At 61.8% G+C, this 23140-nt stretch carries 19 protein-coding genes and 1 other RNA gene; 12 read left to right on the top strand and 8 right to left on the bottom strand.

The features are described 5' to 3' along the window. Nucleotides 1–97 precede the first annotated feature (97 nt). The 3 genes from ettA to EET67_RS10360 all read left to right on the top strand — a co-directional run bounded on the left by ettA (nucleotide 98) and on the right by EET67_RS10360 (nucleotide 3823). Nucleotides 98–1747 (top strand): energy-dependent translational throttle protein EttA, encoded by a 1650-nt coding sequence (ettA, locus tag EET67_RS10370; RefSeq protein WP_128626048.1) that lies wholly within the window; start codon nucleotides 98–100, stop codon nucleotides 1745–1747. Between the two features lie 66 nt (nucleotides 1748–1813). Then, entirely contained in the window at nucleotides 1814–2581 is a 768-nt protein-coding gene (gene tam, locus EET67_RS10365; RefSeq protein ID WP_128626047.1) for a trans-aconitate 2-methyltransferase, read from the top strand. A 117-nt stretch (nucleotides 2582–2698) separates the two neighbouring features. Next, on the top strand, nucleotides 2699–3823 hold the full coding sequence (locus EET67_RS10360; RefSeq protein ID WP_128626046.1) for a beta-ketoacyl-ACP synthase III: 1125 nt from the start codon (nucleotides 2699–2701) through the stop codon (nucleotides 3821–3823). A 16-nt stretch (nucleotides 3824–3839) separates the two neighbouring features. Here the strand turns inward: EET67_RS10360 and EET67_RS10355 are convergent, their stop codons facing one another. From EET67_RS10355 to tsaA, 3 genes are all read right to left on the bottom strand, one after another. After that, nucleotides 3840–4805, bottom strand: coding sequence for an aminotransferase class IV (locus EET67_RS10355; protein ID WP_128626045.1), 966 nt, complete (start codon nucleotides 4803–4805; stop codon nucleotides 3840–3842). 72 nt (nucleotides 4806–4877) lie between these two features. Then, nucleotides 4878–5204 (bottom strand): DUF2293 domain-containing protein, encoded by a 327-nt coding sequence (locus tag EET67_RS10350; protein ID WP_128626172.1) that lies wholly within the window; start codon nucleotides 5202–5204, stop codon nucleotides 4878–4880. Between the two features lie 12 nt (nucleotides 5205–5216). Further along, nucleotides 5217–5714, bottom strand: a complete 498-nt coding sequence (gene tsaA / locus EET67_RS10345; RefSeq protein ID WP_128626044.1) for a tRNA (N6-threonylcarbamoyladenosine(37)-N6)-methyltransferase TrmO — start codon at nucleotides 5712–5714, stop codon at nucleotides 5217–5219. A 115-nt stretch (nucleotides 5715–5829) separates the two neighbouring features. On the opposite strand from tsaA, the gene EET67_RS10340 reads away from it, so the two are divergent. Further along, a complete protein-coding gene (locus EET67_RS10340) occupies nucleotides 5830–6837 on the top strand; it encodes an ArsR/SmtB family transcription factor (RefSeq protein ID WP_128626043.1) in 1008 nt (335 codons plus the stop codon). Further along, nucleotides 6837–7763: a methylenetetrahydrofolate reductase [NAD(P)H] gene (gene metF, locus EET67_RS10335; RefSeq protein ID WP_128626042.1), complete on the top strand. Its 927-nt coding sequence runs from the start codon at nucleotides 6837–6839 to the stop codon at nucleotides 7761–7763. Before EET67_RS10340 ends, metF begins: the two co-directional genes overlap by 1 nt. 429 nt (nucleotides 7764–8192) lie before the next feature. Here the strand turns inward: metF and EET67_RS10330 are convergent, their stop codons facing one another. Beyond that, a complete protein-coding gene (locus tag EET67_RS10330; RefSeq protein ID WP_128626171.1) occupies nucleotides 8193–9074 on the bottom strand; it encodes a DMT family transporter in 882 nt (293 codons plus the stop codon). 231 nt (nucleotides 9075–9305) lie between these two features. Here EET67_RS10330 and EET67_RS10325 point away from each other — a divergent pair, with 231 nt between their 5' ends. Beyond that, the gene (locus EET67_RS10325) at nucleotides 9306–10526 is read left to right on the top strand and encodes an alanine racemase (protein ID WP_128626041.1); all 1221 of its coding nucleotides are present in this window, start codon (nucleotides 9306–9308) and stop codon (nucleotides 10524–10526) included. A gap of 94 nt (nucleotides 10527–10620) precedes the next feature. Here EET67_RS10325 and EET67_RS10320 read toward each other — a convergent pair whose 3' ends face one another. Together EET67_RS10320 and EET67_RS10315 are read right to left on the bottom strand one after the other, a co-directional pair. Beyond that, complete coding sequence (locus tag EET67_RS10320) at nucleotides 10621–11772, bottom strand: lytic murein transglycosylase (protein ID WP_425359520.1); 1152 nt, start codon at nucleotides 11770–11772, stop codon at nucleotides 10621–10623. 108 nt (nucleotides 11773–11880) lie between these two features. Then, on the bottom strand, nucleotides 11881–12696 hold the full coding sequence (locus tag EET67_RS10315; RefSeq protein ID WP_128626039.1) for a glycoside hydrolase family 25 protein: 816 nt from the start codon (nucleotides 12694–12696) through the stop codon (nucleotides 11881–11883). Between the two features lie 209 nt (nucleotides 12697–12905). Here EET67_RS10315 and EET67_RS10310 point away from each other — a divergent pair, with 209 nt between their 5' ends. After that, nucleotides 12906–14297 carry a serine hydrolase domain-containing protein gene (locus EET67_RS10310; RefSeq protein ID WP_128626038.1) on the top strand — a complete coding sequence of 464 codons (1392 nt, stop codon included), beginning with the start codon at nucleotides 12906–12908 and terminating at the stop codon, nucleotides 14295–14297. A 99-nt stretch (nucleotides 14298–14396) separates the two neighbouring features. On the opposite strand, the gene EET67_RS10305 is transcribed toward EET67_RS10310, so the two are convergent. Continuing rightward, nucleotides 14397–18206, bottom strand: a complete 3810-nt coding sequence (locus EET67_RS10305; protein ID WP_128626037.1) for a hydantoinase B/oxoprolinase family protein — start codon at nucleotides 18204–18206, stop codon at nucleotides 14397–14399. Between the two features lie 211 nt (nucleotides 18207–18417). On the opposite strand from EET67_RS10305, the gene EET67_RS10300 reads away from it, so the two are divergent. The 5 genes from EET67_RS10300 to rnpB all read left to right on the top strand — a co-directional run bounded on the left by EET67_RS10300 (nucleotide 18418) and on the right by rnpB (nucleotide 21719). Beyond that, entirely contained in the window at nucleotides 18418–18630 is a 213-nt protein-coding gene (locus EET67_RS10300) for a hypothetical protein (RefSeq protein ID WP_128626036.1), read from the top strand. A 173-nt stretch (nucleotides 18631–18803) separates the two neighbouring features. Further along, nucleotides 18804–19523, top strand: a complete 720-nt coding sequence (locus EET67_RS10295) for a J domain-containing protein (RefSeq protein ID WP_128626035.1) — start codon at nucleotides 18804–18806, stop codon at nucleotides 19521–19523. Next, a complete protein-coding gene (locus tag EET67_RS10290) occupies nucleotides 19520–20290 on the top strand; it encodes a peptidoglycan recognition protein family protein (RefSeq protein ID WP_128626034.1) in 771 nt (256 codons plus the stop codon). Before EET67_RS10295 ends, EET67_RS10290 begins: the two co-directional genes overlap by 4 nt. A gap of 179 nt (nucleotides 20291–20469) precedes the next feature. Then, nucleotides 20470–21228 carry a lytic transglycosylase domain-containing protein gene (locus EET67_RS10285; protein ID WP_128626033.1) on the top strand — a complete coding sequence of 253 codons (759 nt, stop codon included), beginning with the start codon at nucleotides 20470–20472 and terminating at the stop codon, nucleotides 21226–21228. A 92-nt stretch (nucleotides 21229–21320) separates the two neighbouring features. Continuing rightward, an RNA gene (gene rnpB, locus EET67_RS10280) (RNase P RNA component class A) lies at nucleotides 21321–21719 on the top strand. 46 nt (nucleotides 21720–21765) lie between these two features. Here rnpB and EET67_RS10275 read toward each other — a convergent pair. Further along, nucleotides 21766–22878 (bottom strand): cystathionine gamma-lyase, encoded by a 1113-nt coding sequence (locus EET67_RS10275; protein ID WP_128626170.1) that lies wholly within the window; start codon nucleotides 22876–22878, stop codon nucleotides 21766–21768. Between the last annotated feature and the right edge of the window lie 262 nt (nucleotides 22879–23140).

Raw genomic sequence — 23140 nt, 5'->3', positions numbered from 1 at the left:
GCCAATGCAGGGTCGTCCCTGCGAAAGACGTTGCCGTTATCGCCCGTATCGCCTACATAGCCCGCAACTTCCGTAAACTTCGATAGGAAAGCCAAGCGTGGCACGCCAGTTCATTTATCATATGGCCGACCTGACCAAGGCCTACGGCACCAAGAAGGTGCTGGAAAACATCCACCTTTCCTTCTATCCCGACGCCAAGATCGGCATTCTGGGCCCCAACGGTGCCGGCAAGTCGACGATCCTCAAGATTATGGCCGGCCTCGATAAGGAATATTCCGGCGAAGCCTGGCTGGCCGAGGGCGCGACCGTCGGCTATCTGGCGCAGGAGCCGCAACTCGACCCGACCAAGACCGTCTTCGAAAACGTCATGGACGGGGTCAAGAAGAAGACCGCCATCATCGAGCGCTACAACGAACTGATGATGAACTACTCCGACGAGACGGCGGACGAATCGGCCCATCTTCAGGACGAGATGGACCGGCTCAATCTTTGGGACCTCGAACAGCAGGTCGAAATGGCGATGGAAGCGCTGGCCTGTCCGCCGAGCGATGCCGACGTCACCAACCTGTCGGGTGGCGAGCGCCGCCGCGTGGCGCTGTGCCGCCTGCTGCTGGAAGAGCCCGACCTGCTGCTGCTGGACGAGCCGACCAACCACCTCGACGCCGAGACCACGGCCTGGCTGGAAAAGCACCTGCGCGCCTATAAGGGCTCCGTGCTACTGATCACCCACGACCGCTATTTCCTCGATAATGTCACCGGCTGGATCCTCGAACTCGACCGCGGCCGCGGCATTCCCTATGAAGGCAACTACACCGCCTATCTGGAAGCCAAGGCCAAGCGTCTCAAGCAGGAAGGCCGCGAGGACGATGCGCGCCAGCGGGCGATTTCGCGCGAGCGCGAATGGATCGCCTCCAGCCCCAAGGCACGCCAGACCAAGTCCAAGGCGCGTATCAAGGCATTCGAGGACCTGCTGGAGCAGGCCGACAAGCGCCGCCCGAGCGACACCCAGATCGTTATTCCGCATGGCGAGAGGCTGGGCAATGTCGTGATCGAGGTGGAAGGCCTCTCAAAGGGCTATGGCGACCAGTTGCTGATCGAGGACCTGACCTTCAAGCTGCCGCCCGGCGGCATCGTCGGCGTCATCGGCCCGAACGGCGCCGGCAAGACCACGCTGTTCAAGATGATTACCGGGCAGGAAAAACCCGATAGCGGCTCGATCCGCATCGGCGAGACCGTCAAGCTCGGCTATGTCGACCAGAGCCGCGATGCGCTCGACCCCAACAAGACCGTATGGGAAGAGATTTCCGGCGGCGCGGAAGTGGTCAAGCTCGGCAAGCACGACGCCAATACGCGCGCCTATTGCTCGTCCTTCAACTTCCGGGGCGGCGACCAGCAGCAGAAGGTCGGCAACCTCTCCGGCGGCCAGCGCAACCGCGTGCATCTTGCCAAGATGCTGAAGACCGGCGGCAATGTGCTGCTGCTCGACGAACCGACCAACGACCTCGACACCGAAACGCTGGCAGCACTTGAGGACGCGCTGGAAAGCTATGCCGGCTGCGCGGTCATCATCTCCCACGATCGTATGTTCCTCGACCGTCTGGCGACCCATATCCTTGCCTTCGAGGGCGACAGCCATGTCGAGTGGTTCGAGGGCAATTTCGAGGACTACGAGAAGGACAAGATCCGCCGTCTCGGCCCCGACGCGGCCAATCCGCACCGCATGACCTACAAGCGGCTGACGCGATAAGACTTCACCAACGCCCCGCCACCAAGGCGGGGCGTTTTCGTTTCTCCTTCCGACTGGGTTCTGACAATGAAAGACTGGTCCGCTTCGCTCTATCTGAAATTCGAGGATGAGCGGACCAGGCCTGCGCGCGACCTGCTGGCGCAAATCCCGCTGCAAGACCCGCGCCATGTAGTGGATGTCGGCTGCGGGCCGGGCAACTCGACCGAACTCTTGGCCGCGCGCTGGCCGCAGGCGCGGCTCAGCGGATTCGACACTTCGCCGGCGATGATCGAGGAGGCGAGGCGCCGCCTGCCATCGGCAAAATTCAGCCTCGCCGATGCCGAGCACTGGACGCCGGACGAGCCGGTCGACGTGATTTTCGCCAATGCGGTGTTCCAGTGGCTGCCGAACCATCAGGCGGTTCTCAGGCGGCTGTTCGGCCTGCTCGCGCCGGGTGGCGTGCTTGCAGTGCAGATGCCGGACAATCTCCACGAGCCGTCGCACAGGCTGATGAGTGAGACGGCATCTTCCATGCCATTCGCGGCCAGGATTGCCAATGCGGCGCGCCAGAAGCTGCCGCCGGTCGCCTCCTATTACGATCTGCTGTCGTCGGATGCGGCACGGCTGGATATCTGGCACACGCTCTACAATCATCCACTGGCGGATGCCGCCGCGATCGTGGAGTGGGTCCGGGCAACCGGCCTGAAGCCTTTTGTCGATCCACTGGATGATGAGGAGCGCCGGACGTTCCTTGCGGCCTACACGGCAAAAATCGCTTCGGCCTATCCGCCGGCACAGAACGGCAAGGTGTTGTTGCGCTTTCCGCGCCTGTTCATCGTCGCGCAGCGGGGATAGGCGACGTTTGCAATGTGGTTAAGCTGACGTAAACTGCTGCACTGCAACAGTGATGATGCGAGTCGCGTTTCTGTAGGGGGCGCAAGCAGACCGCATAGTGTACCCGGGACGATAAATATGCATCGCGTCATCATCAGCGGCATCGGCGTGAAAATTCCCGAGGCCTCCATCAGCAATGAAGAACTGGTGGAGAGCTTCAATATCTGGGTCGATCGCGAGAATGCGCGCCGGGAACAGGCCGGCGAGGAATTGCTGCGCAAATCCGATCCAGCCTTCATCCTGCATGCCTCTGGCGTCAAGAAGCGCCATGTGATCGAACGCGAAGGCATCCTCGACCCGACCCGCATGGCCCCGCGCATTCCCGCCCGGCCCGACGATGCGCTGTCGCTGGAAGCCGAATTCGGCATCGCATCGGCGCGGCGCGCGCTCGACCATGCCAGGCTGGAGCCCCACGACATAGACCTGATCATCTGCTCGGCCTCGCATCACCAGCGGCCCTATCCGGCCATCGCCATCGAGATGCAGCAGGCGATGGGCACCTCGGGCATCGGCTTCGATATGGGGCTTGGCTGCTCGTCGGCACTGGCCGGGCTGCATGTTGCCATCAACATGGTGCGCTCGGGCGCTCACAAGCGGGTGCTGGTGGCGACGCCGGAAATCATCACCGGCCATCTCAATTTCCGCGACCGGCAGACGCATTTCATATTCGGTGACGCCTCTGCCTCGATGGTGGTGGAAGCCATCGGGGAAAACGAGACCCGGCCCGGTCGCTTCGAGGTGCGCGACACGCGCATGTGGACGCAGCTTTCGAGCAATATCCGCACCAATCTCGGCTATATGACCCGCACCGCGCAGGAAGACCCTTACAATGTCGACATGGAGGGCAACCTGATCAAGCAGGTCGGCAACAAGGTGTTCAAGGAAGTTACCGTCGCCGGCCATCGCTTCATCGTGGATTTCCTGGCCGAGCATGGCGGGCTGACGCCGGACGATATCCGTCGCTTCTGGCTACACCAGGCCAATGCGCGCATGAATGCGATGATCCTCAAGCTCGCCTTCGGCCATGAGGTTGGCCATGACCGGGCGCCCATGGTTCTCGACCGGCTCGGCAACACCGCCGGCGCGGGCGCCGTCATCGCCTTCCAGGAAAATCACGCCGACATGAAGGCGGGCGAGTATGGCCTGCTTTGTGCCTTCGGGGCCGGCTATTCGATCGGCGGCGCGCTGCTCAGGATGATGTAGCCGCGCAGCCGAACCATTATCCGGCCCGGGCGGGATAGCGCACCGGCGTCGACCATTCCGGGTCTTCATGCATCTGCCAGTAAAGCTCGGTTAGTTGCGTTGTGACAGGGCCGACGCGGCCATCGCCCACCTTCCCACCATCGATGGTGGTGACCGGCATGATGCCGCCAGCGGTCGAGGTGATGAAAACCTCGTCGGCTTCGCGAAGTGCGGCTGTGCTGACATCGGTCGCGGCAACCGACAGGCCGAGGCGCTGGCAAAGGTCGAATACCGTCCGTCTGGTGATGCCGGGCAGGACACCGGAGGCAGGCGTCGTCAGCCTCCCCTCTTTGACTGCAAAGACGTTGAAGCCCGGCCCTTCGGCGACATTGCCGTTTATGTCTACAAGTAGTGCCGTTTCGGCGTTGCGATCATAGCCGTCGAAAAGCCCACGCACGAGATCGAGCCAGTGATAGTTCTTGATCGCCGGATCGACGGATGAAGGCGGGATGCGCACCTTGTCGCTGATGGCGATGTTGAGCCCGCGTTGCATCTGCTCCTTGTTGGCGACCGAGCCGAAGGGAATGGCAAACGCCATGAAGCGATTGACCGCATCGCGCGGGTCGCGGCTGAAGGTTGGCGAGACGCCGCGCGTGCAGATCATCTCGACATAGGCGGCGCGATGGCCGGACAATACCGTGCAATTGTGCAGAATTTCAGCCACTTGGTTGCGGTCGAAGGGCAGTGTCATGCGCAGTTTCTCCACGCTGCCGAAGAAGCGGTCGAGATGCAGGTCGAGGCGGAAGAAGCGGCCGTTCCACACATGCACCGTGTCATAGGTGGCGTCGGAATGTAGAAAGCCCCAGTCGAGGATGGAAATCTTGGCTTCGGACATGGGCAGATATTGCCCGTCCATATAGGCGACGCCGCTGGGATAGGCCTGCCGGTCGATGTGTCGGCTTTCGACCATGGGCAAGCCTGCGTCATTGGCAGTCCGGTTCATTCCTATCCTCCCAAGGAATCACTTGCCCGTAAGCTAGCCGCGAAGGCGGCAGACTGAAGCGCCATCGGCCCTTCAGTCTTGGCCCAGCTCCTCGTCGAGATCAGGATCGAGCAGCCGGGTGGCCCGCCAGGAAGTCAGCACCTTGTTGATCTGGTCGATGACGAAGAAGCGCGCGGAATCGCGGTCGTAACCTTCGTCGAGCAGCTTTTCGTAATCCGTATGCTGGTGGCGCACATGCGCGACGGTCGCCAGCCAGATGGCGATTGCCGGCGGCAGCGGCTTGAGATGCGGCGCGCTGGCATCGGTGCGGATCTGCTCGATGTCGATATAGGGCGCTGCAGGCAAGAGCGCCGTCAGCGCCTTGGCAACCGCTCGCTTGCGGCCGGTCGAACCCCTCATCATGTGTTGCAATCAGTCCTTGCCAAAGCTCGCATCGGCGAAGACGTCGACCGTGGGGATATAAGGCTTGATGTCGATGACAGGCGTGCCGTCGAGCGCATCCATCGCATCGAGCGTCAGCACGCCGGTCTCCTCATCGACGGCGAGCAGCCGGGCGATGTGAAGGCCGATCGGATTGGGCCGAACCGGAGAGCGGATGGCGAAAACCCCTTTCGCTTCCGTGGCATGGCGTGGTTTTTGAACAATCAGATTCCGCGGCGCGTGGTGAAACCAGGTGAGCACGATGACGTGGCTCGCTCGCGTCAGGCCGTCGATGCCGGGGCGGTAGGGCAGGGCGATCTCTATCGTCGCCTGTTCGCCTCTCTCTCGCGCTGCCCGCATGTTCTTCGGGCAGTCCTCCCGCTTCTTCCACGCGGAACGGATGCGGCCGATAAAGACGACCTGCCCGTCCGCCGGCGAGATTGCGGGGTCTTCGGCCAGGGCGCGCTCGCCCTCACGTTTTTCGAACATAGTGTCTTCTCCGGCTGTTGCGCCATCTTCTGGTCCGTGTGCGACATTCGCCATTGCAAAGATCGGCTATACGATATAAAGATATGTTTATGTCTTTTTACAATCGATGGCGCCCATGCGGGTAACTCTGGACTCTCTGGTTGATACGTTGAAGGCGGCTGCCGAATCCAGCCGCTTGCGCATCCTCGCCCTGCTTTTCCGGGGCGATCTGACGGTATCGGATCTGACCGAGATTCTAAACCAGTCGCAGCCACGCGTCTCGCGTCATTTGAAGCTGCTGCTCGAAGCAGGGCTGATCGAGCGCTATCAGGAAGGCTCCTGGGCCTATTTCCGCATTTCCGATTCTGACGCCGCGCGCGATTTCGTCGAGGGGCTGGTGTCGCGGATCAATGACGGCGACCCGATGATTGAACGCGATCTTGAACGGCTCGCCAGCGTCAAGCGCAGGCGGCAGGAGCGGGCGGCCGAATATTTCAGCCGCAACGCGGCAAGCTGGGACGAGATACGGTCGCTGCATGTGCCCGATCGTGCCGTCGAGACGGCGTTGCTGAAGCTTGTCGGCAAGCGGCCGTTCCAGTCCATGCTCGACCTCGGCACAGGCACCGGGCGCTTGCTCGAAATCTTCGCGCCGCTTTATCGGCGCGGCCTTGGCATCGACATGTCGCGCGAGATGCTGGCGGTGGCGCGCGCCAATCTCGACAAGGCGGGCATTTCCAATGCGCAGGTGCGGCAGGGCGACATCTTCGCGCCGCCGGCCGACCGCGACGCCTACGATCTGGTGACCATGCACCAGGTGCTGCACTATTTGGACGAGCCGGCGCTGGCGATACGGGAGGCGGCGCGCCTGCTGCGCCCGTCCGGGCGGCTGGTGATCGTCGATTTCGCCCCGCATGCGCTGGAATTCCTGCGCGAGGAACATGCGCATATGCGGCTTGGTTTTTCGGATCGGCAGATTTCGGAATGGTTTTCCGAAGCTGGCCTCGATCTGGAAGAGACGCAGGACTTCGAGCCCCGCAGCGGCGTGCAGGGCGGCCTGACGGTCAAGCTATGGCTTGGCCGTGATCGCCGCCTGCTGATTGCCGACCCATCCCAGAACAATGCAACACAGAGGGAAACCGTCTGATGAGTAGCTTAGGCTTTTCCCGCCGCTCCGATATCGGGGCAAAAATCCGCGTATCCTTCGAGTTCTTCCCGCCGAAGACCGACGAGATGGAGGCAAGGCTGTGGGACACCGTGACCCGGCTGGAGCCCTTGCAGCCGAATTTCGTCTCGGTGACCTATGGCGCCGGGGGCTCGACGCGCGAGCGCACCGGCCGCACGATCAAGCGGATCCTGAACGAGACGAGCATCCCAGCGGCCGCACATCTGACCTGCGTCGGGGCGTCGAAGGAGGAGGTCAACGCGGTCATTGCCGAGTTCGCCTCGATCGGCATCACGCGCTTCGTGGCCCTGCGTGGCGATCCTGCATCGGGTGTCGGCGAGGTCTACCGGCCGCATCCGGGTGGCTACCATAACGGCGCCGATCTTGTCGCCGGCCTGAAGGCGCATGGCGATTTCGATATTTCCGTTGCCGCCTATCCGGAAAAGCATCCCGAAAGCCCGGATTTCGCCACCGATATCGAGATGCTGAAGCGCAAGGTCGACAATGGTGCCACCCGCGCCATCACCCAGTTCTTTTTCGACAATGATCTTTATGAGCGCTATGTCGAAAGGGCGCGCCGGGCCGGCATCTATATCCCCATCGTGCCGGGCATCCAGCCGGTGCATAATTTCGGCCAGGTGGCGCGCTTTGCCTCGCGTGCCGGCGCGCATGTGCCGGCATGGCTTGCCGAGCGCTTCGAGGGGCTGGAGGACGATCCGCAGACCCACGCGCTGGTGGCTTCGGCGGTCGCGGCCGAGCAGGTGCTCGACCTTGTCGATCGCGGCGTCAGCGATTTCCATTTCTATACGATGAACCGCTCGGACCTGGTGGTCGCGATCTGCCACATGATCGGTGTTCGCGCCAATCCGCCGGTCGAAAAGGCTTTGGCCGGATCGGCTGCCGCTTAGAGCAGCTCAAACCCGAGCATCGGAATGACCCGAAAACCAGTGACTATTTTTCGGTCCGATGCTCCAAAAAGAAAGGCCGGGGTGTGGGCCCGGCCTTTCTTCTTGTCTTCAACCAGATTGCTCTGGTCCTCCACTGCTCGCGGTGGCTTTATGGAAGAACTCCCATGATGAGGGCGCCGATAAAAGCGAACGCAGCACAAATCATCAAAGCGTTGACTGGCCGTGTAAGTCCCATGCGTAGCCTCCTAAAGTTGAGCTAGACAGCGGATTCTAGGGGACTTTATGCAACACGCAAGCGGAAAACATATTGCATCGCGATAGCGGAACCGGAAATTTAATCTCCGGCCGGGCATTAGCTTTTGAAATTATTTACCAAAAACGCGCCGGCCGCCTGTGAATAAATTGTGGCTGAATCACGTCAAATCTGCGTCAGCGACGCCGAAACAGGCGCCCGTCGACGGTCACCAGCCCAAGCGCGATCAGTCCGAATCCGCATAGTTCGAACAGGTCAAGGCGCTCACCCAAAAAGACTATGCCAAGCAGAATGGCGCTTGCCGGCACGATCAAAGTGACGAGCGAGGTGTTGGTCGCGCCGGCCGAGCCGAGCAGGTTGAAAAACAGGATATAGGCAAAGGCGGTGGAGAGCAGCGCCAGTGCCAGAACGGAGGCCTGCACCGTGGCACTGATATTGAAAATATCGAGCGGGACATTCAGCAGCAGAACGACCGGGACCATGATGATGGTGGCGGCCGTCATCTGCCCGGTGGCGACGACCGCTGGCGGGATCTTTTGGAAGCGCTTGGCGAAGACACTGGCCAGGCCATAGGAGAGAGCGGCGCCGATCAGGGCGAATTTCGCCCATACGGGGCCGCCTATATTGGCCAGCAATCCGGGGCCGATCATGACCGCGGTTCCGGCAATGCCAAGCACGATCCCGGTGATCTTGTTGACGGACAGTTTTTCATCGCTCGTGGCGGCATTGGCGATCAGCATCGTCCAGAAGGGTGTTGTGGCATTGAGCACGGCAGCCAGCCCGGCGCCGAGTTCGGTCTGCCCGAGGAAGATAAGCGAAAATGGAATGACGTTGTTGAGCAGCGCCAGGACGAAGAAGCTGCCGATGTGAGGCAGGGCCAGCCGGAAGGAGGGGCCGCGCCAGCCAAGATAGACATGCAGCGCAATTGCCGCGATCGAAACCCGGAACAGCACCAGCGCGAATGGATGGATCTCGGCGACCGCGATGCGGGCAAAGAAAAACGAGCCACCCCAGATGGCGCCGAGCAGGAAGAGCTGGCCCCACTGTTTCGCCCCCATGGAGTTTTGCGTTGCCGTCGCCGAGATTGCGCTCACAGCTTGTCCCTTCAGAATCCATCGAGCCATATCTAAGCTTCGCGCGGAAACCCCGCCACCCGAATCCAGCCTGGCCCGATAGGTGGCCGGCCGTGACTTGGGGTATTCCTGACAACCCCATCAATCCCGCCCAGAAATCGATTCCGATCCGTCGGCTTGTGCGCTAGGTTGCGGCCCGCAGTCCGAGGAGGATGCATGCAGCGATTCGACAATGCGAAAGCAGCAGCCCTTACCCTTCGCCCCGACGATCCGGTCTATTGCTTTCGGCCCGAGGTGCTGAAGGCCGACACCAGGCAATTCATGGAGATGTTCCCCGGCAAGACGGCCTATGCCGTCAAGACCAATGGGGAACCCGTGGTCCTGAAAACGCTGGTCGAAGCCGGCGTGACGGCCTTCGACGTGGCCTCGCCGGGCGAATTCGCCGCCGTGCGCGCGGTCTCGAAAGAGGCCGAGATGCTCTACATGCATCCGGTCAAGGCGCAGTCGGATATCAGGCTTGCGCTGGAGCAATATGGCATCCGCACCATCGCGATCGACCATGAGGACGAGATCACCAAGCTGACCCGCGTGGTGCGCGCTCTCGACATCGACCCCGGCGCGATGACGGTTTTCGTGCGCATCCAGACCAAGGGGCAGGCGGCCTACGAACTGTCGAAGAAATTCGGTGCGGGCCCTGCCTATGCGGTGGAATTGGCCGAGCGGCTCAACAGGAGCGGCTACAAGGTCGGCATCTGCTTTCATGTCGGCAGCCAGATCGAAGATCCTGATACCTATGAGCGGGCGCTGGCCTCGGCCGACTGGGTGCGCAACCGCCTAAGTTTCGATATAGCGGGGCTTGATGTGGGCGGCGGCTTTCCGGCTGAATATGGGCACGATCCCAACCGCAAGAAGGTCGAGATGCCCTCGCTCGGGCAGATCATGTCGCGGCTGCGCGGCGATATTGCCGAGTATCAGTTCGATACCACGCCGCTGGTGGCCGAGCCGGGCCGGGTGATCGTGGCGCGCGCTTTCTCGCTGATCGTGCGCGTGCTGCTGCGCAAGGGCAGGCGGCTTTACATCAATGATGGCATCTGGGCGTCGCTATCGGATTCCTGGACCGGCAAGATCACGCTGCCGGCGCGCTTCATCCCCGATCCGGCGATCCGCTCGCGCAACGGCGCGGCCGAAACCATCGTGCCGTTCAAGGTCTGCGGGGCAACCTGCGATTCCGTCGATATATTATCGCGGCCTTTCTGGCTGCCGGAGACGATCGACACCGGCGACTGGATCGAAATCGGTCACATCGGCGCCTATTCGCTTTCCCTGCGCACGCGCTTCAACGGCTTCTATCCCGACACCTTTGTCGAGGTAGCGACGCCGTTCGAAGAGGGTGACGCGCCGCAAGGCTTCGCCAGTCTGGAGACGATGGCGGATTGAAGGAATAGGGGAATAGGGGAATAGGGGAATAGGGGAATAGGGGAATAGGGGAATAGGGTGTCCTTTCTTTCCCTACTGCCCTATTCCCTTAACCTCACAAATTTGCCAGCAGGTCCGGCGTCGGCCAGCCGTCGACGGGCAGGCCGAGGCGAATCTGCTCCTGGCGGATCGCCTCGCGCGTATTGGTGCCGAGAATGCCGTCGATGCCGCCGACGTCGTAGCCCTTGTCATGCAGTTTCTGCTGCAAGGTCTTCATCGCCTCGCCGGTCAATCCCTGCTGGGGCTGGCCATGCTCGAAGGGCGGCTCGCCGGCAAGACGGGTGGCCAGATGCGCTGCCGTCAGCGTGTAGGTGATCGACTGGTTCCATTCGAGATAGACGTCGTAATTGTCGTAGCCCAGGAAGGCCGGGCCCTTGTGGCCCATGGGCAGGATGACACCGGCCTTCAGGCCGGAGGTGGCGAGTGGCTTTCCCGCGCGGTCAGTGATGCCCCAGTCGGCGAGTTGCGAAATCGGCAGCTTGTTGGTGCGGCCGGTTTCCTCCCAGGGCATATGCTCAGGCACGCGCACCTCCTGCAGCCAAGGCTCGCCGCGCTTCCAGCCGCGCGATTGGATTTTCTTGGCAGTGGTCATGATGACGTCAGGCGCGCTGTTGCGCAGGTCGACAATGCCGTCGCCATCGCCGTCGACGCCGCGCAGCAGATAGTCCGAGGGCAGCATCTGCGTCTGGCCGATCTCGCCGGCCCAGGCGCCCTTGACGTCGGCGGGCAGGGTTCCCTGCTCGATCAGTTTCAGCAGCGGAATAATCTGCGGCCTGAAAAGCTGGGGCCGGCGGCAGTCATGCGCCAGCGTCACCAGCGCACTTAATGTGTGAAAATCGCCCTGAACTGCGCCGAAATCCGTCTCAAGCGCCCAAAAAGCCGCGATAACAGGGCCTGGAACGCCGAATTCCTGCTCTGCTCGGGCAAAAACATCGGCATATTTCATCAGATTGGCCGCGCCCTGCTTCAGGCGGTAGTCGGAAATCATGCGGCCCGAAAATTCGGCGAAGGTCTGGGTGAACACGCCCTGCGCGCGGTCGCGCTGCAGCACCTTCTGGTCGATGCCGGCGCTGTCCAGCGCGGCAAGTCCGGTCGGCCTGATCCCCTCGGCGATGGCCTCAGCTTTAAGCGCATTCTTCCAGGCGGTGAAGTCACCGCCGCATTCCTGCGCCAAGGCAGGTGACGCCGTCATGGCTACCATAAACATTGCAACCAGCCGCCTGCGCCGTAGCATCTTTCCCGCTCCAAGTCCTGTTGGTGAGTTCAATATCACCGTCTGCCCAAAAGACATGGCGAAAAGCAGGCAAGATGAAGCTTAATGCGTGTTTTGCTTAAGCCATTTGTTCCAGGCGGCCTCGCTGCCATTGAAGACGTTGATATCGGCATCGCCTCTGATGCCGGGCACGACGCCGGTGCCGGTATATTGCCAGAAGGTGAAGGGGTGGCTGCCATAGCGTTCGCCCGGATGGCCGGCGACCGAACGCAGCCAGTAAGGGTAGCCGTGGAAGCCGGAAAGCCCGTTATCGTCGAAGAAGTCGATCGAGGTGTAGATGATCGGCTTCTTGCCGTAGTGCTTTTCCACGATCTCCAGGAAGGTCCGCATCTCGCTGCGCACGGTCGCCGGCGGCGGCCTGAGCTTGCAGGTCGGCGATTGCGGGTTCCATTCCATGTCCAGCACCGGGGGCAGGGCGGAACGCTCGCGCGGCACGTTGCGGATGAACCACTCGGCCTGCTCCTTTGCCGTGCGGCAGAAATAGTAGAAATGATAGGCGCTGCGGGGAATGCCGGCAGCCTTCGTTTCGCGCCAGTGCTCGCGGAAATAATCATCGACGCGGTCGCCGCCTTCGGTGGCCTTGACGAAGGCGAAGGAAATGCCGCTGGCCTTTGCCTTCTGCCAATCGACCGACATCTGATATTTGGAGACGTCGGTGCCGTGGACGGGGTGCTGCCACGGCGCGCGCGCCGTCCATTTGTGCGGGTCGTTGTCGTCGAAGCGCGGATAGCGCACCATCACCTCGCCATGGGTGAAGGTCGTGGTCGTTGTCGAGGAGCCGACCGGAGCGAGGTCGTCCATAGTGGTGCAGGCGGCCAGCGCGGCTGCAAGCAGTATCAGCGGCGCAATGCGGCGCATACCCTCTCCTTCGCACCGTAATTCCGGCGTCGGCATTTAACCGGGGTGCGCCCGATGAGTCACGCCCCTATCATCGATTCTGCCGCTGTCCGTGGTTACGGGCAGCCAGTTCTGTCTTGCGCCAACATGGTTGATTTTCCGTTGATGGTTATGACAGGCCATGACAATTGCGTGAAGACCGCTATTGCGGCGAAGCGGGAGGGATGAATATGCGGGTCCTGCGGACAAGTGCGAAATGGCTGGCAGCGGCGGTTCTGCTTGTCATTACCGGCATCGGCCTCTGGCTTTATGTCGCGCCGCCGGCTCTGATCCAGGTGGGCTCGAACTATGCAGCCAAGATCGTCTGTTCCAATGTCTTCGTCGCCGGGCGGAATGCTGCCGAAGTGCTGAAGGTCGATGTGCAGGCACCCGGCCATCCGCTCTTGCGGCTGATGTCGGTTAGCGTCGATCCTGAAGCCGGAACGGTGAAAGCCGGGCTGTTCGGCCTGTTTGGCGGCGGGCTTGCCGTCGCGCGTGACAATGGCGGCTGCGCCACCGTGCCGGATGGCGATTTGGAAGCGGCAAGAGCCTTCGCGCAGGAACCGCCAGCGGAGGTAGTCGCCGACCCCGAAGCCCTGTGGCCGCAAGGCGAGCATGTCCAGCCTTCGCAAGATCCAGCGCTTGCCGCAGTACTCGACGATGCGGGCCTGACCGGGCCGGGCATGCGCGCAGTCGTGGTGGTCAAGGATGGGCGCATTGTCGGCGAGCGCTATGGCGATGGCTTTTCAGCCTCGACCCCGCTGCTTGGCTGGTCGATGACCAAGACGGTCAATGCCGCACTGGTCGGAACGCTGATCCGCGACGGCAAGATGAGCCTCGAAGCCAAGGGCCTTTTTGAGAGCTGGAAGGCGGATAGGCGTGCACAGATCAGCCTCGCCGACCTGATGGCGATGTCGTCGGGGCTCGCCTTCAACGAGGATTATGGCGACGTGACCGATGTCACGCGCATGCTCTATCTGGAGCCGGACATGGCTTCTTTCGCCGCCGATAAGCCGCTGTCAGGCGAGCCGGGCAAGGTCTGGAGCTATTCCAGCGGCACGGCTGCGTTGCTGTCGAAGCTGTGGCAGGATGCGGTCGGCGATCCTGACCGGGCGCTGGCATGGCCGCGCGCCGCATTGTTCGACCCTCTCGGCATGGCGAGTGCCATATTCGAGACCGACGCCCGCGGCACCTTTGCCGGTTCGTCCTATCTCTATGCAACCGCGAGGGACTGGGCGCGCTTCGGCCAGTTCCTGCTCGATGACGGGGCGTGGAACGGGAGGCAGCTGCTGCCCTCCGGTTTCGTCGCCTGGATGCATGAGGCAGCACCCGCCTCGAATGACGAATATGGGCGAGGGCAGGTCTGGCTGCATGGCCCGACCGGGCCGGGACCGGTCGGTGCCGATCCGGATGGCGGCATCGATCTGCCCAACGATGCCTATTGGATGCTCGGGCATGACGGCCAGTCGACGGCCATCATCCCCTCGCACCGGCTTGTCGTGCTGCGGCTCGGGCTGACACCTTCCAAGATCGGCTACAAGCCGCAGGCGCTGGTGGCAGCATTGGTTGCCGCGCTGGAATAGGCATTTTCCAGCAAAAGTGTGAAACGGTTTTGCGTCCGGAAATGCGGCCAAAGTTTAGAGCCGTTTCTCGATCCGTTTAAACCAGAACGGCTCCAAGCGTTACCTGCCGAAACCGCCCGGAGTCGGTGTGGTCACGATCACCGCCTCGCCGGCTTCAAGCGTAGTCTGGTCGCAGGCGCGTAGCGTCTCGACCGTGCCGTCATTGCGGCGCACCTGCGTTGCGCCCGCCTCGCCATCGCCGCCGCCATCGATGCCTTTAGGCGGCCGGTTGCGGTGCGAGGAGAGGATCGCGCATTCCATCCGCTCCAGGAAGCGGATGGTGCGGCGCGTGCCGTCGCCGGCATGCCATTTGCCCTCGCCGCCCGATCCTTCGCGGATATGGAAATCCTCCAGCACCACGGGGAAGCGCAGCTCCAATATCTCCGGGTCGGTCAGGCGCGAATTGGTCATGTGGGTATGGACGCCCGGGGTGCCGTGGAAACCCTGGCCGCTGTTCATCCGGCCTGCCGGCGAACCGGAGCAGATCGTCTCGTAATATTGGTAGCGGTCATTGCCGAAGGTCAGGTTGTTCATCGTGCCTTGCGCATTGGCCAATGCGCCCATCGCCCCGAAAATTGCGTTGGTGACGTGCTGGGAGGTCTCGACATTGCCGGCCACCACCGCTGCCGGATAGGTCGGCTTGAGCATGCAGCCCTCCGGAATGACGATGTTGATCGGCCGCAGGCAGCCGGCATTCATCGGGATATTGCCCTCGACCATCACCCGGAACGCATACAGCACGGCGGCGCGCGCCACCGGCTCCGGCGCGTTGAAATTGTTCTTCTCCACTTTCGAAGTGCCGGTGAAATCCACCGTCGCCTCGCGCTTTTTGCGATCAACGGTGATCTTTACCCTGATCACCTGGCCGGTATCGGTCGGATATTCATAATGCGAACTGTCCGGCAGGCGTTCGAGCACGCGGCGCACGCTTTCGGCGGCATTGTCCTGCACATGGCCCATATAGGCCTCCACCACCTCCAGCCCGAAATGCGCGACCATCTTGCGCAATTCCGCCGCACCCTTCTCATTGGCGGCGATCTGCGCCTTGAGGTCGGCAATGTTCTGGCTCGGGTTGCGGGCGGGGTAGGAGTGGTTGGTCAAAAGGTCGTGCAGCGCCTTTTCGCGGAAGCGACCACGCTCCACCAGGCGGAAATTGTCGAACAGAATGCCCTCTTCGTCGACCGTGGTTGCCATCGGGGTCATCGAGCCGGGCGCGGTGCCGCCGACATCTGCATGGTGGCCGCGCGAGGCGACCCAGAAGAGGATGCGGCGTTCTTTACCCTCCCCCTTGTGGGGAGGGTCGGACCGCAGGTCCGGGGTGGGGGTCTCCGCGCCTTCGGCGCGACCTCCCCACAAGGGGGAGGTAGAAGAGCCTGCTTCCTCAAACACCGGCGTCACCACAGTTATGTCCGGCAGATGCGTGCCGCCATTATAGGGCGCGTTGAGCGCGAACACGTCGCCGGGGTGAATATCGCCTTCATTGAGACGGATGATGGTTTCCACCGAACGGTCCATCGAGCCCAGATGCACCGGAATATGCGGCGCGTTCGCCACCAGGGCGCCGTTCTTCTCGAAAACGGCGCAGGAAAAGTCGAGCCGCTCCTTGATATTGACCGAATGCGAGGTGTTTTGCAGCGTCAGCCCCATCTGCTCGGCAATTGACATGAACAGATTATTGAACACCTCGAGCATCACCGGATCGGCTTCGGTGCCGAGTGCTGCCATCCGCCGCTTCTTGGCTATGCGGCGCATCAGAATATGGTTGCGCGCGGTGATCTCGGCCTGCCAGCCCGGTTCCACCACGATGGTCTGGTGGCTTTCGATGATAAGGGCGGGGCCACCGACCTTACAGCCGGGAGACATTGCCTCGCGGCGGAAGATGCCTGCATCGTGCCATGCGCCGTCGCTATGGAGCTTGCGCTTTTCGCCGGGCTCGGGCGATTGCTCGGCCACCTCCTGCAGCGGTTCGTCACCGCCGCTTCCTGCCATGTCGGTGCCTTCGACGCTGACAGCTTCGACGATCATCGGCTTGTCGTCATAGACAAAGCCGAACTGCGCCTTGTGTGCCGCCTCGAAACTTTTGATGGCGGCTTCAATCGAACCGGTTTCGAACGAGACGGGCAGGGTGGTGTCGGTGCCGTCATAGCGCACATGCAGCAGCGGTCGCGACGAGACATCCGCCTCGGCAATGCCTTGATCGCCAAGTTCGGCGAGCACTTCCTTGCCGAGTGCTGCAATCAAATCGCCTATGTCCGGGAGCGATTCATCCGCCAAGGGCTGGAGCAGTGCCTGCTGGCGCGAGGCGAAGACCGAGGAAAGCCCGATGCCATAGGCCGAAAGCAGGCCGGAAAATGGATGGATAAGCACGGATTCCATGCCAAGCGCGTCGGCGACGAGGCAGGCATGCTGGCCACCGGCGCCGCCGAAGCAGTTCAGCAGATATTCGGTGACGTCATGGCCGCGCTGGACCGAAATCTTCTTGATCGCGTTGGCCATGTTCTCCACCGCGATGGTGATGAAGCCTTCGGCCACCGTTTCCGGGCTGCGGCTGTCGCCGATCTCGACCGCCAGTTCCTCGAATTTCCGCCGCACGATCTCGGCGTCCAGCGGCTCGTCCTGATTGGGCCCGAAGATCGCGGGAAAGAAATCGGGCTGCAATTTGCCGAGCATGACATTGGCGTCGGTGACGGCAAGCGGCCCGCCCCGGCGATAGCAGGCCGGACCGGGATTGGCGCCGGCCGAATCTGGCCCGGCCTGGAAGCGGCCGGAGGTGTAGTGCAGGATCGAGCCACCGCCTGCCGCTACCGTATGGATGCGCATCATCGGCGCGCGCACTCGCACGCCGGCAACCTCAGTGTCGAAGGCGCGCTCATAGTCGCTGTCGAAATGCGCGACATCGGTCGAGGTGCCGCCCATGTCGAAACCGATGACCTTGTCAAAGCCGGCAAGCCTGGCGGTTTCTGCCATACCGACCACGCCGCCGGCCGGACCCGACAGAAGCGCATCCTTGCCCTGGAATTTCTCGGCAGCGGTGAGGCCGCCCGACGACATCATGAACATTAATCTTGGGCTCTCGGCCGAGCGCTCGCTTTGCTCGCTGGCCTCCGCTTGGGCGGCCGGTAACGGCCGACGCGCGGTCGCGCTTGCGGGCTTCGCCCGTTGACCGGCCTCGATCCCCAGCTCCGTCGCCACCCTTTGCACGTAGCGCGACAGGATCGGCGAGAGATAGGCATCCACCACCGCAGTGTCGCCACGGCCGACAAGCTTGATCAGCGGCGAAACCTCATGGCTGACAGAGACCTGGCCGAAACCGGCGTCGCGGCAGGCTTGGGCCACCTTCTGCTCATGCTCGGGAAACTTCCACGCATGCATGAAGACGATCGCCACCGCATCGATGCCGTCGGCGCGCGCCTGTTCGATCGAAGGCAGGGTCGCGTCCGGATCGAGCGCCTGTTCCACGCTGCCATCGGCGCGGACCCGTTCCTCCACCTCCACCACCCGCTCATAAAGCTGTTCGGGCAGGATGATCTGCTTGGCGAAGATATCGGGCCGCGCCTGGTAGGCGATGCGCAGCGCGTCGCGAAACCCTTTGGTGATCAGCAGCAGGACGCGATCGCCTTTGCGTTCCAGCAGCGCATTGGTGGCCACCGTCGTGCCCATCTTGATGTCGCCGATCAGGCCGGGCGGGATCGGCCGGCCAACCGGAATGCCGAGCAGGTCGCGAATGCCGTGGATGGCGGCGTCACGATAGGCTTCCGGGTTTTCAGAAAGCAGCTTGTGCGGATGCAGGACGCCGTTCGGATCGCGACCGATGATGTCGGTGAATGTGCCGCCGCGGTCGATCCAGAAGTCCCAGCGCTTTGCTTTCATGTTGCGTCATACCTTGTTGCCGGAAACGGTTTCTAAGGCTGAACAAAATCCATTAGTCAACGTTTGCAAGTATCCGGTGAGGTCAATCGACAGTCCGTGCCTGACGAAATGTTTCGTCGAGTCAGCGTAAGTGACGAAACCAAAGCGCCATTGTGCACATTCCTAACACGACCGCCCGGTAGACTGGGTGTTGTTCGTTAGGAGAGAGATAATGAAGAAACTCATTCTTGCCACGGTTTCCGCTGTTGCCCTGTTCGGTATTGCCGCATGCAGCGACAGCACTGACAGCACCACGACTCAGAGCACGACGCCGCCGGCAACCGAAACCACGCCTGAAACCACCCCGCCGGCAGCGGCTCCGGAAACGCCTGCGCCCGAGACCGGCACTGGCGGCACCACCCAGCCGGCGGCTCCTGCGCAGTAAAACCGTGCAGTCGTCAGGCTTGTAAGAGCATTGGAAAGGCCGGCCTCGCCGGCCTTTCTTGCATTTCCGTTTCCGATTTTGCCACCGCCCGAACCGTTAATTTCCGATCTCACCTGAAAGAAGGTGGGATTTGCGCCTCGCCAATCGGCGCGTTTCGTCCTAATAAGCGGCCCATGTCGATCTGGGACCGCATAGGCGAGTTCATATCCCGTGCATCCGCTTCCGCCCTGTCCGGCGTTGCCGGCATGGTCGAAGCCGTGCGCACCGTATTCGAGGGCGATGCGGATTTGCGTCGCCGCGTCGCCTTTTCGGTGGCGATGATCGCGCTGTCGGCAAAGATGGCCAAGGCCGACGGCGTGGTCACGCAAGACGAGATACGTGCCTTTCGCGAGATTTTCGACATTCCTCCTGAGGAGGCGCACAATGTGGCGCGGCTTTACGACCTGGCCAAGGCGGATGTTGCCGGCTTCGAAACCTACGCGAGGCGCATGGCAGGTCTGTGCGGCTCTGGTCACCAGAACTGCGCCATGCTGGAAGACATTCTGGACGGGCTGTTCCACATCGCCAAGGCTGACGGGATGCTGCATGAGCGCGAGGGCAGATTCCTGCAACGCGTGGCCGAAATTTTCCGCATCGGGGAGCAGCACTATCAGAGCATACTGGCCCGGCATCTCGACCTCGGCGATGCAGACCCCTATGTCGTGCTGGGAATCGAGCGCGGCCGCCCGTTCGAAGATGTGCGCAAGCACTATCGCACGCTGGTCGCCCACAACCACCCGGATCGGTTGATTGCCCGTGGCGTGCCGGAAGAATTCATCAAGATCGCAACCACACGCATTGCCGCAATCAACGCGGCCTATGAACTGATCGAACGGAGCGCGCGAGCTGCATGAGCGGATTCCTGGCTGACCATGCCGGTGTTGAAATCCGTGTATCGCCGAATTTCAATCCGCGGCGTGGCACCGACCGGCCAGACACGATCATTCTCCATTATACCGGCATGCCGACCGCCAAGGCGGCCGAGTCCTGGCTCTGCGATCCTGTCAGCGAAGTGTCCTCGCATTATCTGGTGCATGAAGATGGCGCCATCGTGCAGATGGTGCGCGAAAGCGATCGTGCCTGGCATGCCGGCAAGAGTTCCTGGCGCGGCGTGAGCGACATAAACTCCTGGTCGGTGGGGATCGAGATCGTCAATCCGGGCCATGAATTCGGCTATCCGGAGTTTCCCGACAGGCAGATTGAGGCCGTAATCGCCCTTTGCCAGGGTATTTGTGGCCGCCACGGCATCGTGCCGGAGCGAATTTTAGCGCATTCTGATGTGGCACCTGGTCGCAAGGTGGATCCCGGCGAAAAGTTCCCGTGGAAGAGGCTGGCCACGGCGAATGTCGGCCATTTTGTCGAGCCGGTGCCGATCGGCGACGGGCCGGCACTCAAAAACGGCGACCGTGGACGGCTGGTGGAAGAGCTTCAGTCGATGCTTGAGCTCTATGGCTACGGCGTTGAGATCACGGGGATTTTCGATGCCTCCACGGAGATCGTGGTTGCCGCCTTCCAGCGCCATTTCCGTCCCGCCAGGATTGACGGTGTCGCCGATGCCAGCACAGTCGAAACCTTGCGTCGCCTTCTTTCATCCCTGCACATCAGTTTTGCTCAAGTATAGCAACGAAATCCATAGCGTTACATTCGGTTAACGAAAGTGATTTCGCCGGCCTTCATTGCCGCCAATTCCCTTGTCAAATCCCGCCCTGTGTGAGGCCTGACTACAAGAATGGTTCAGGCTTTTGAGTAAGGGTTGCTGCGTGAAGATATTCGCGCGGCCAAGAAAAAGAACAGGAAGACATGAAGAGATGGACTGTGTTGACGGCGGCATTTGCTGTCGGCTTGACGAGTTTTGCTGCGCATTCCCAGCCGCATCCCAGCATGAGCGGGCGCCTCAAGGACAATTCGGTGGTGACGCCGGCCGTCAAGACTGACAAGCCGGAGGTTGAGAAGGCGGAAGTCACTCCCAAGAAAGAGAGCAAGCGGGCCGCTTCAACGCAACCGAAGAAGAAGCCGGCGGCAAAGGCCAAGACCGCCCAGGCGAAGTCCAAGAAGGCTTCCAGCCCCAAGAGCGTGGTGATGAAGAGCCGCAAGAAGGGTAAGAAGCTTGCGCTGGACATGATGCAGACCGCATCGATCGGAAAGAAGGGCGCCAAGGTTGCCGCCAAGGCCGCCGCGAGCAAGGACCCGCGCTATGGCAAGCTGGTCGCGCAATATGCGGCCTCCTACGGCGTTCCCGTTTCGCTTGCCCATGCCGTCATTCGGGTCGAAAGCAATTATCGCGCCGATGCGCGCGGCAGCGCCGGCGAGATCGGCCTGATGCAGATCAAGCCGTCGACGGCGCGCATGATGGGCTATAGCGGCGGCAGCAAAGGCCTGTTCGACCCCGAGACCAACATCAAATACGGCATGAAATACCTCGCCAAGGCCCATTCGCTGGGCGGCGGCACGACCTGCGGCACTATCCTGAAATACAATGCTGGTCATGCGGCCAAGCGGATGAATCCGGTGTCTTCGGCCTATTGCGGCAAGGTTTTGCAGCACCTCGCTGCCAACTGATCGCAAGCCTCCTGAGCACAATGAAGCAAGCCTGCCTGTCGTGCAGGCTTTTTCATTTGCGTTTTGGCCTACAAGTCCCTTTATAGAACTTGCCAGCCAGCCGGGCGGCCGCACCAGCAGGAGCCGAAAGGCTGCGGGTGAGGAAAGTCCGGGCTCCATGGAAACACGGTGCCGGATAATGACCGGCGGGGGCGACCCCAGGGAAAGTGCCACAGAAAGCAAACCGCCATGGCTTGCCATGGCAAGGGTGAAAGGGTGGGGTAAGAGCCCACCGCGCGACTGGCAACAGGAGCGGCAGGGCAAACCCCACCGGGAGCAAGACCGAATAGGGATGGTGTGAAGGGAAACCTTCAGGGCTGTTTCCGGCCCCGCCATCCGGGTAGGTTGCGTGAGGCGCATGGCAACATGCGTCCAAGACGAATGGCCGCCACGTTTTCGTGCCCTCGGGCGCGAGGGCCATACAGAACCCGGCTTATAGGCTGGCTGGCATTTTCACCGCTGTTTCAGCCGGTTGAGCGATTACCTTCCGAGTTTGATTCAGCCCAGCCGATCCAGCGACGCCTTGATCGCGGCCCACAACTCCTCGGCCGGTTCGCAGCCCACGGCCAGACGCACGAAGCCCGGCGGCACGGCGTCGCCCCGCCTTGTGCGGCGCTCGGCCGAGCTGTGCACGCTGCCGAAGGATGTCGCAGCCTGAATGAGGCTGCAGCCATTGATGAAGTCCTCGGCCTGCTCCTCCGATGCGAGCACTAGGCTGATCAGGAAGCCGAACCGATCCATCTGGGCGCGCGCGAGATTGTGCGACGGATCGTCTTCCAGTCCGGGATAGCGCACCAACTGGAGGATCTTCCGCTCCTTCAGTCGCCTGGCGAGGACTTCGGCTGTATTGCACATGCGCTCGAAGCGCAGTTCCAGCGTCTCCAACCCGCGATGCAGCATCCATGCATCCATGGCGCCGGGTATGCTGCCTGATGTCTGGCGCCAATCCTTGACGGCCGCGATGATGTCGGGGTCGCGGCTGGCGACATGGCCGAACAGCGCATCTGAATGGCCATTGGGCGCCTTGGTGTCGGCGGCGACCAGAATATCCACGCCAAGATCGAGCGGCCGCTGGCCGAAGGGTGTCATCGTCGTGTTGTCGGCCATGACGATCGCGCCTTCGGCATGGGCAGCCTTTGCAACCGCCGCGATGTCGCAAATGTCGAGAGCCGGATTTGACGGGCTTTCGATGAAGACGAGGCGATAGCCGGCAAAGCCGCCATCGAGGAAGGTCGCGGTCGGGCGAGTGTCGAAGCTGACACCGAGCTTGCCGAGATAGCGTTCGGCAAGGCCGCGTCCGGTCGGGTAGCCATCTGCCGGCAGCAGGATGCGGTCGCCGGCCTTTAACTGAGTGAAATAGACCGCCGCAATCGCCGCCATGCCGGAGGGAAAGCCGATGCAGGGCGCATTCTCCAGATGGGCCAGCATTTCTTCCACCGCATCCCATGTCGGGTTGGAGAAGCGGCCATATTGGTGAAATCCGGTGGAATCGCCGGGCGCATGGAAGGTCGATGCCATGGTCAGCGGCAGCGGCACGGAATCACCGCGCTTTAGCGTCTTGCCGCGAAGATGGACAAGCGTAGCGGCGCGGGACTGAAGGGCTTCGGACATGGCGAGAGGGTCTTTCGGCGGGGACATGGACTGCCTCAACGCTATTCCTGTCCTCAGGCGCGGGCAAGGGCGCAAAACCACGACGAAAGTCGCGCTCCTAACGGCTTGTTAAGCTTAACGGACGATAAATATCCGAATGCTGCCAAAGCCGCGCGAGGAGCCCTCGTAGTGGCCGCCTGAATGCCTGTTCCCGTTGACGCCCATACAGTCCCATGATATCCCATTCATACATTCCAGTCTTCGTTCCAGTACCGGGTGAGGC

The sequence above is a fragment of the Borborobacter arsenicus genome, from assembly GCF_003934165.1.
Lineage (GTDB): Bacteria > Pseudomonadota > Alphaproteobacteria > Rhizobiales > Rhizobiaceae > Pseudaminobacter > Pseudaminobacter arsenicus.
The sequence above is the reverse complement of the archived record's forward strand: the minus strand, read 5'-3'. Positions and strand labels throughout refer to the sequence as shown.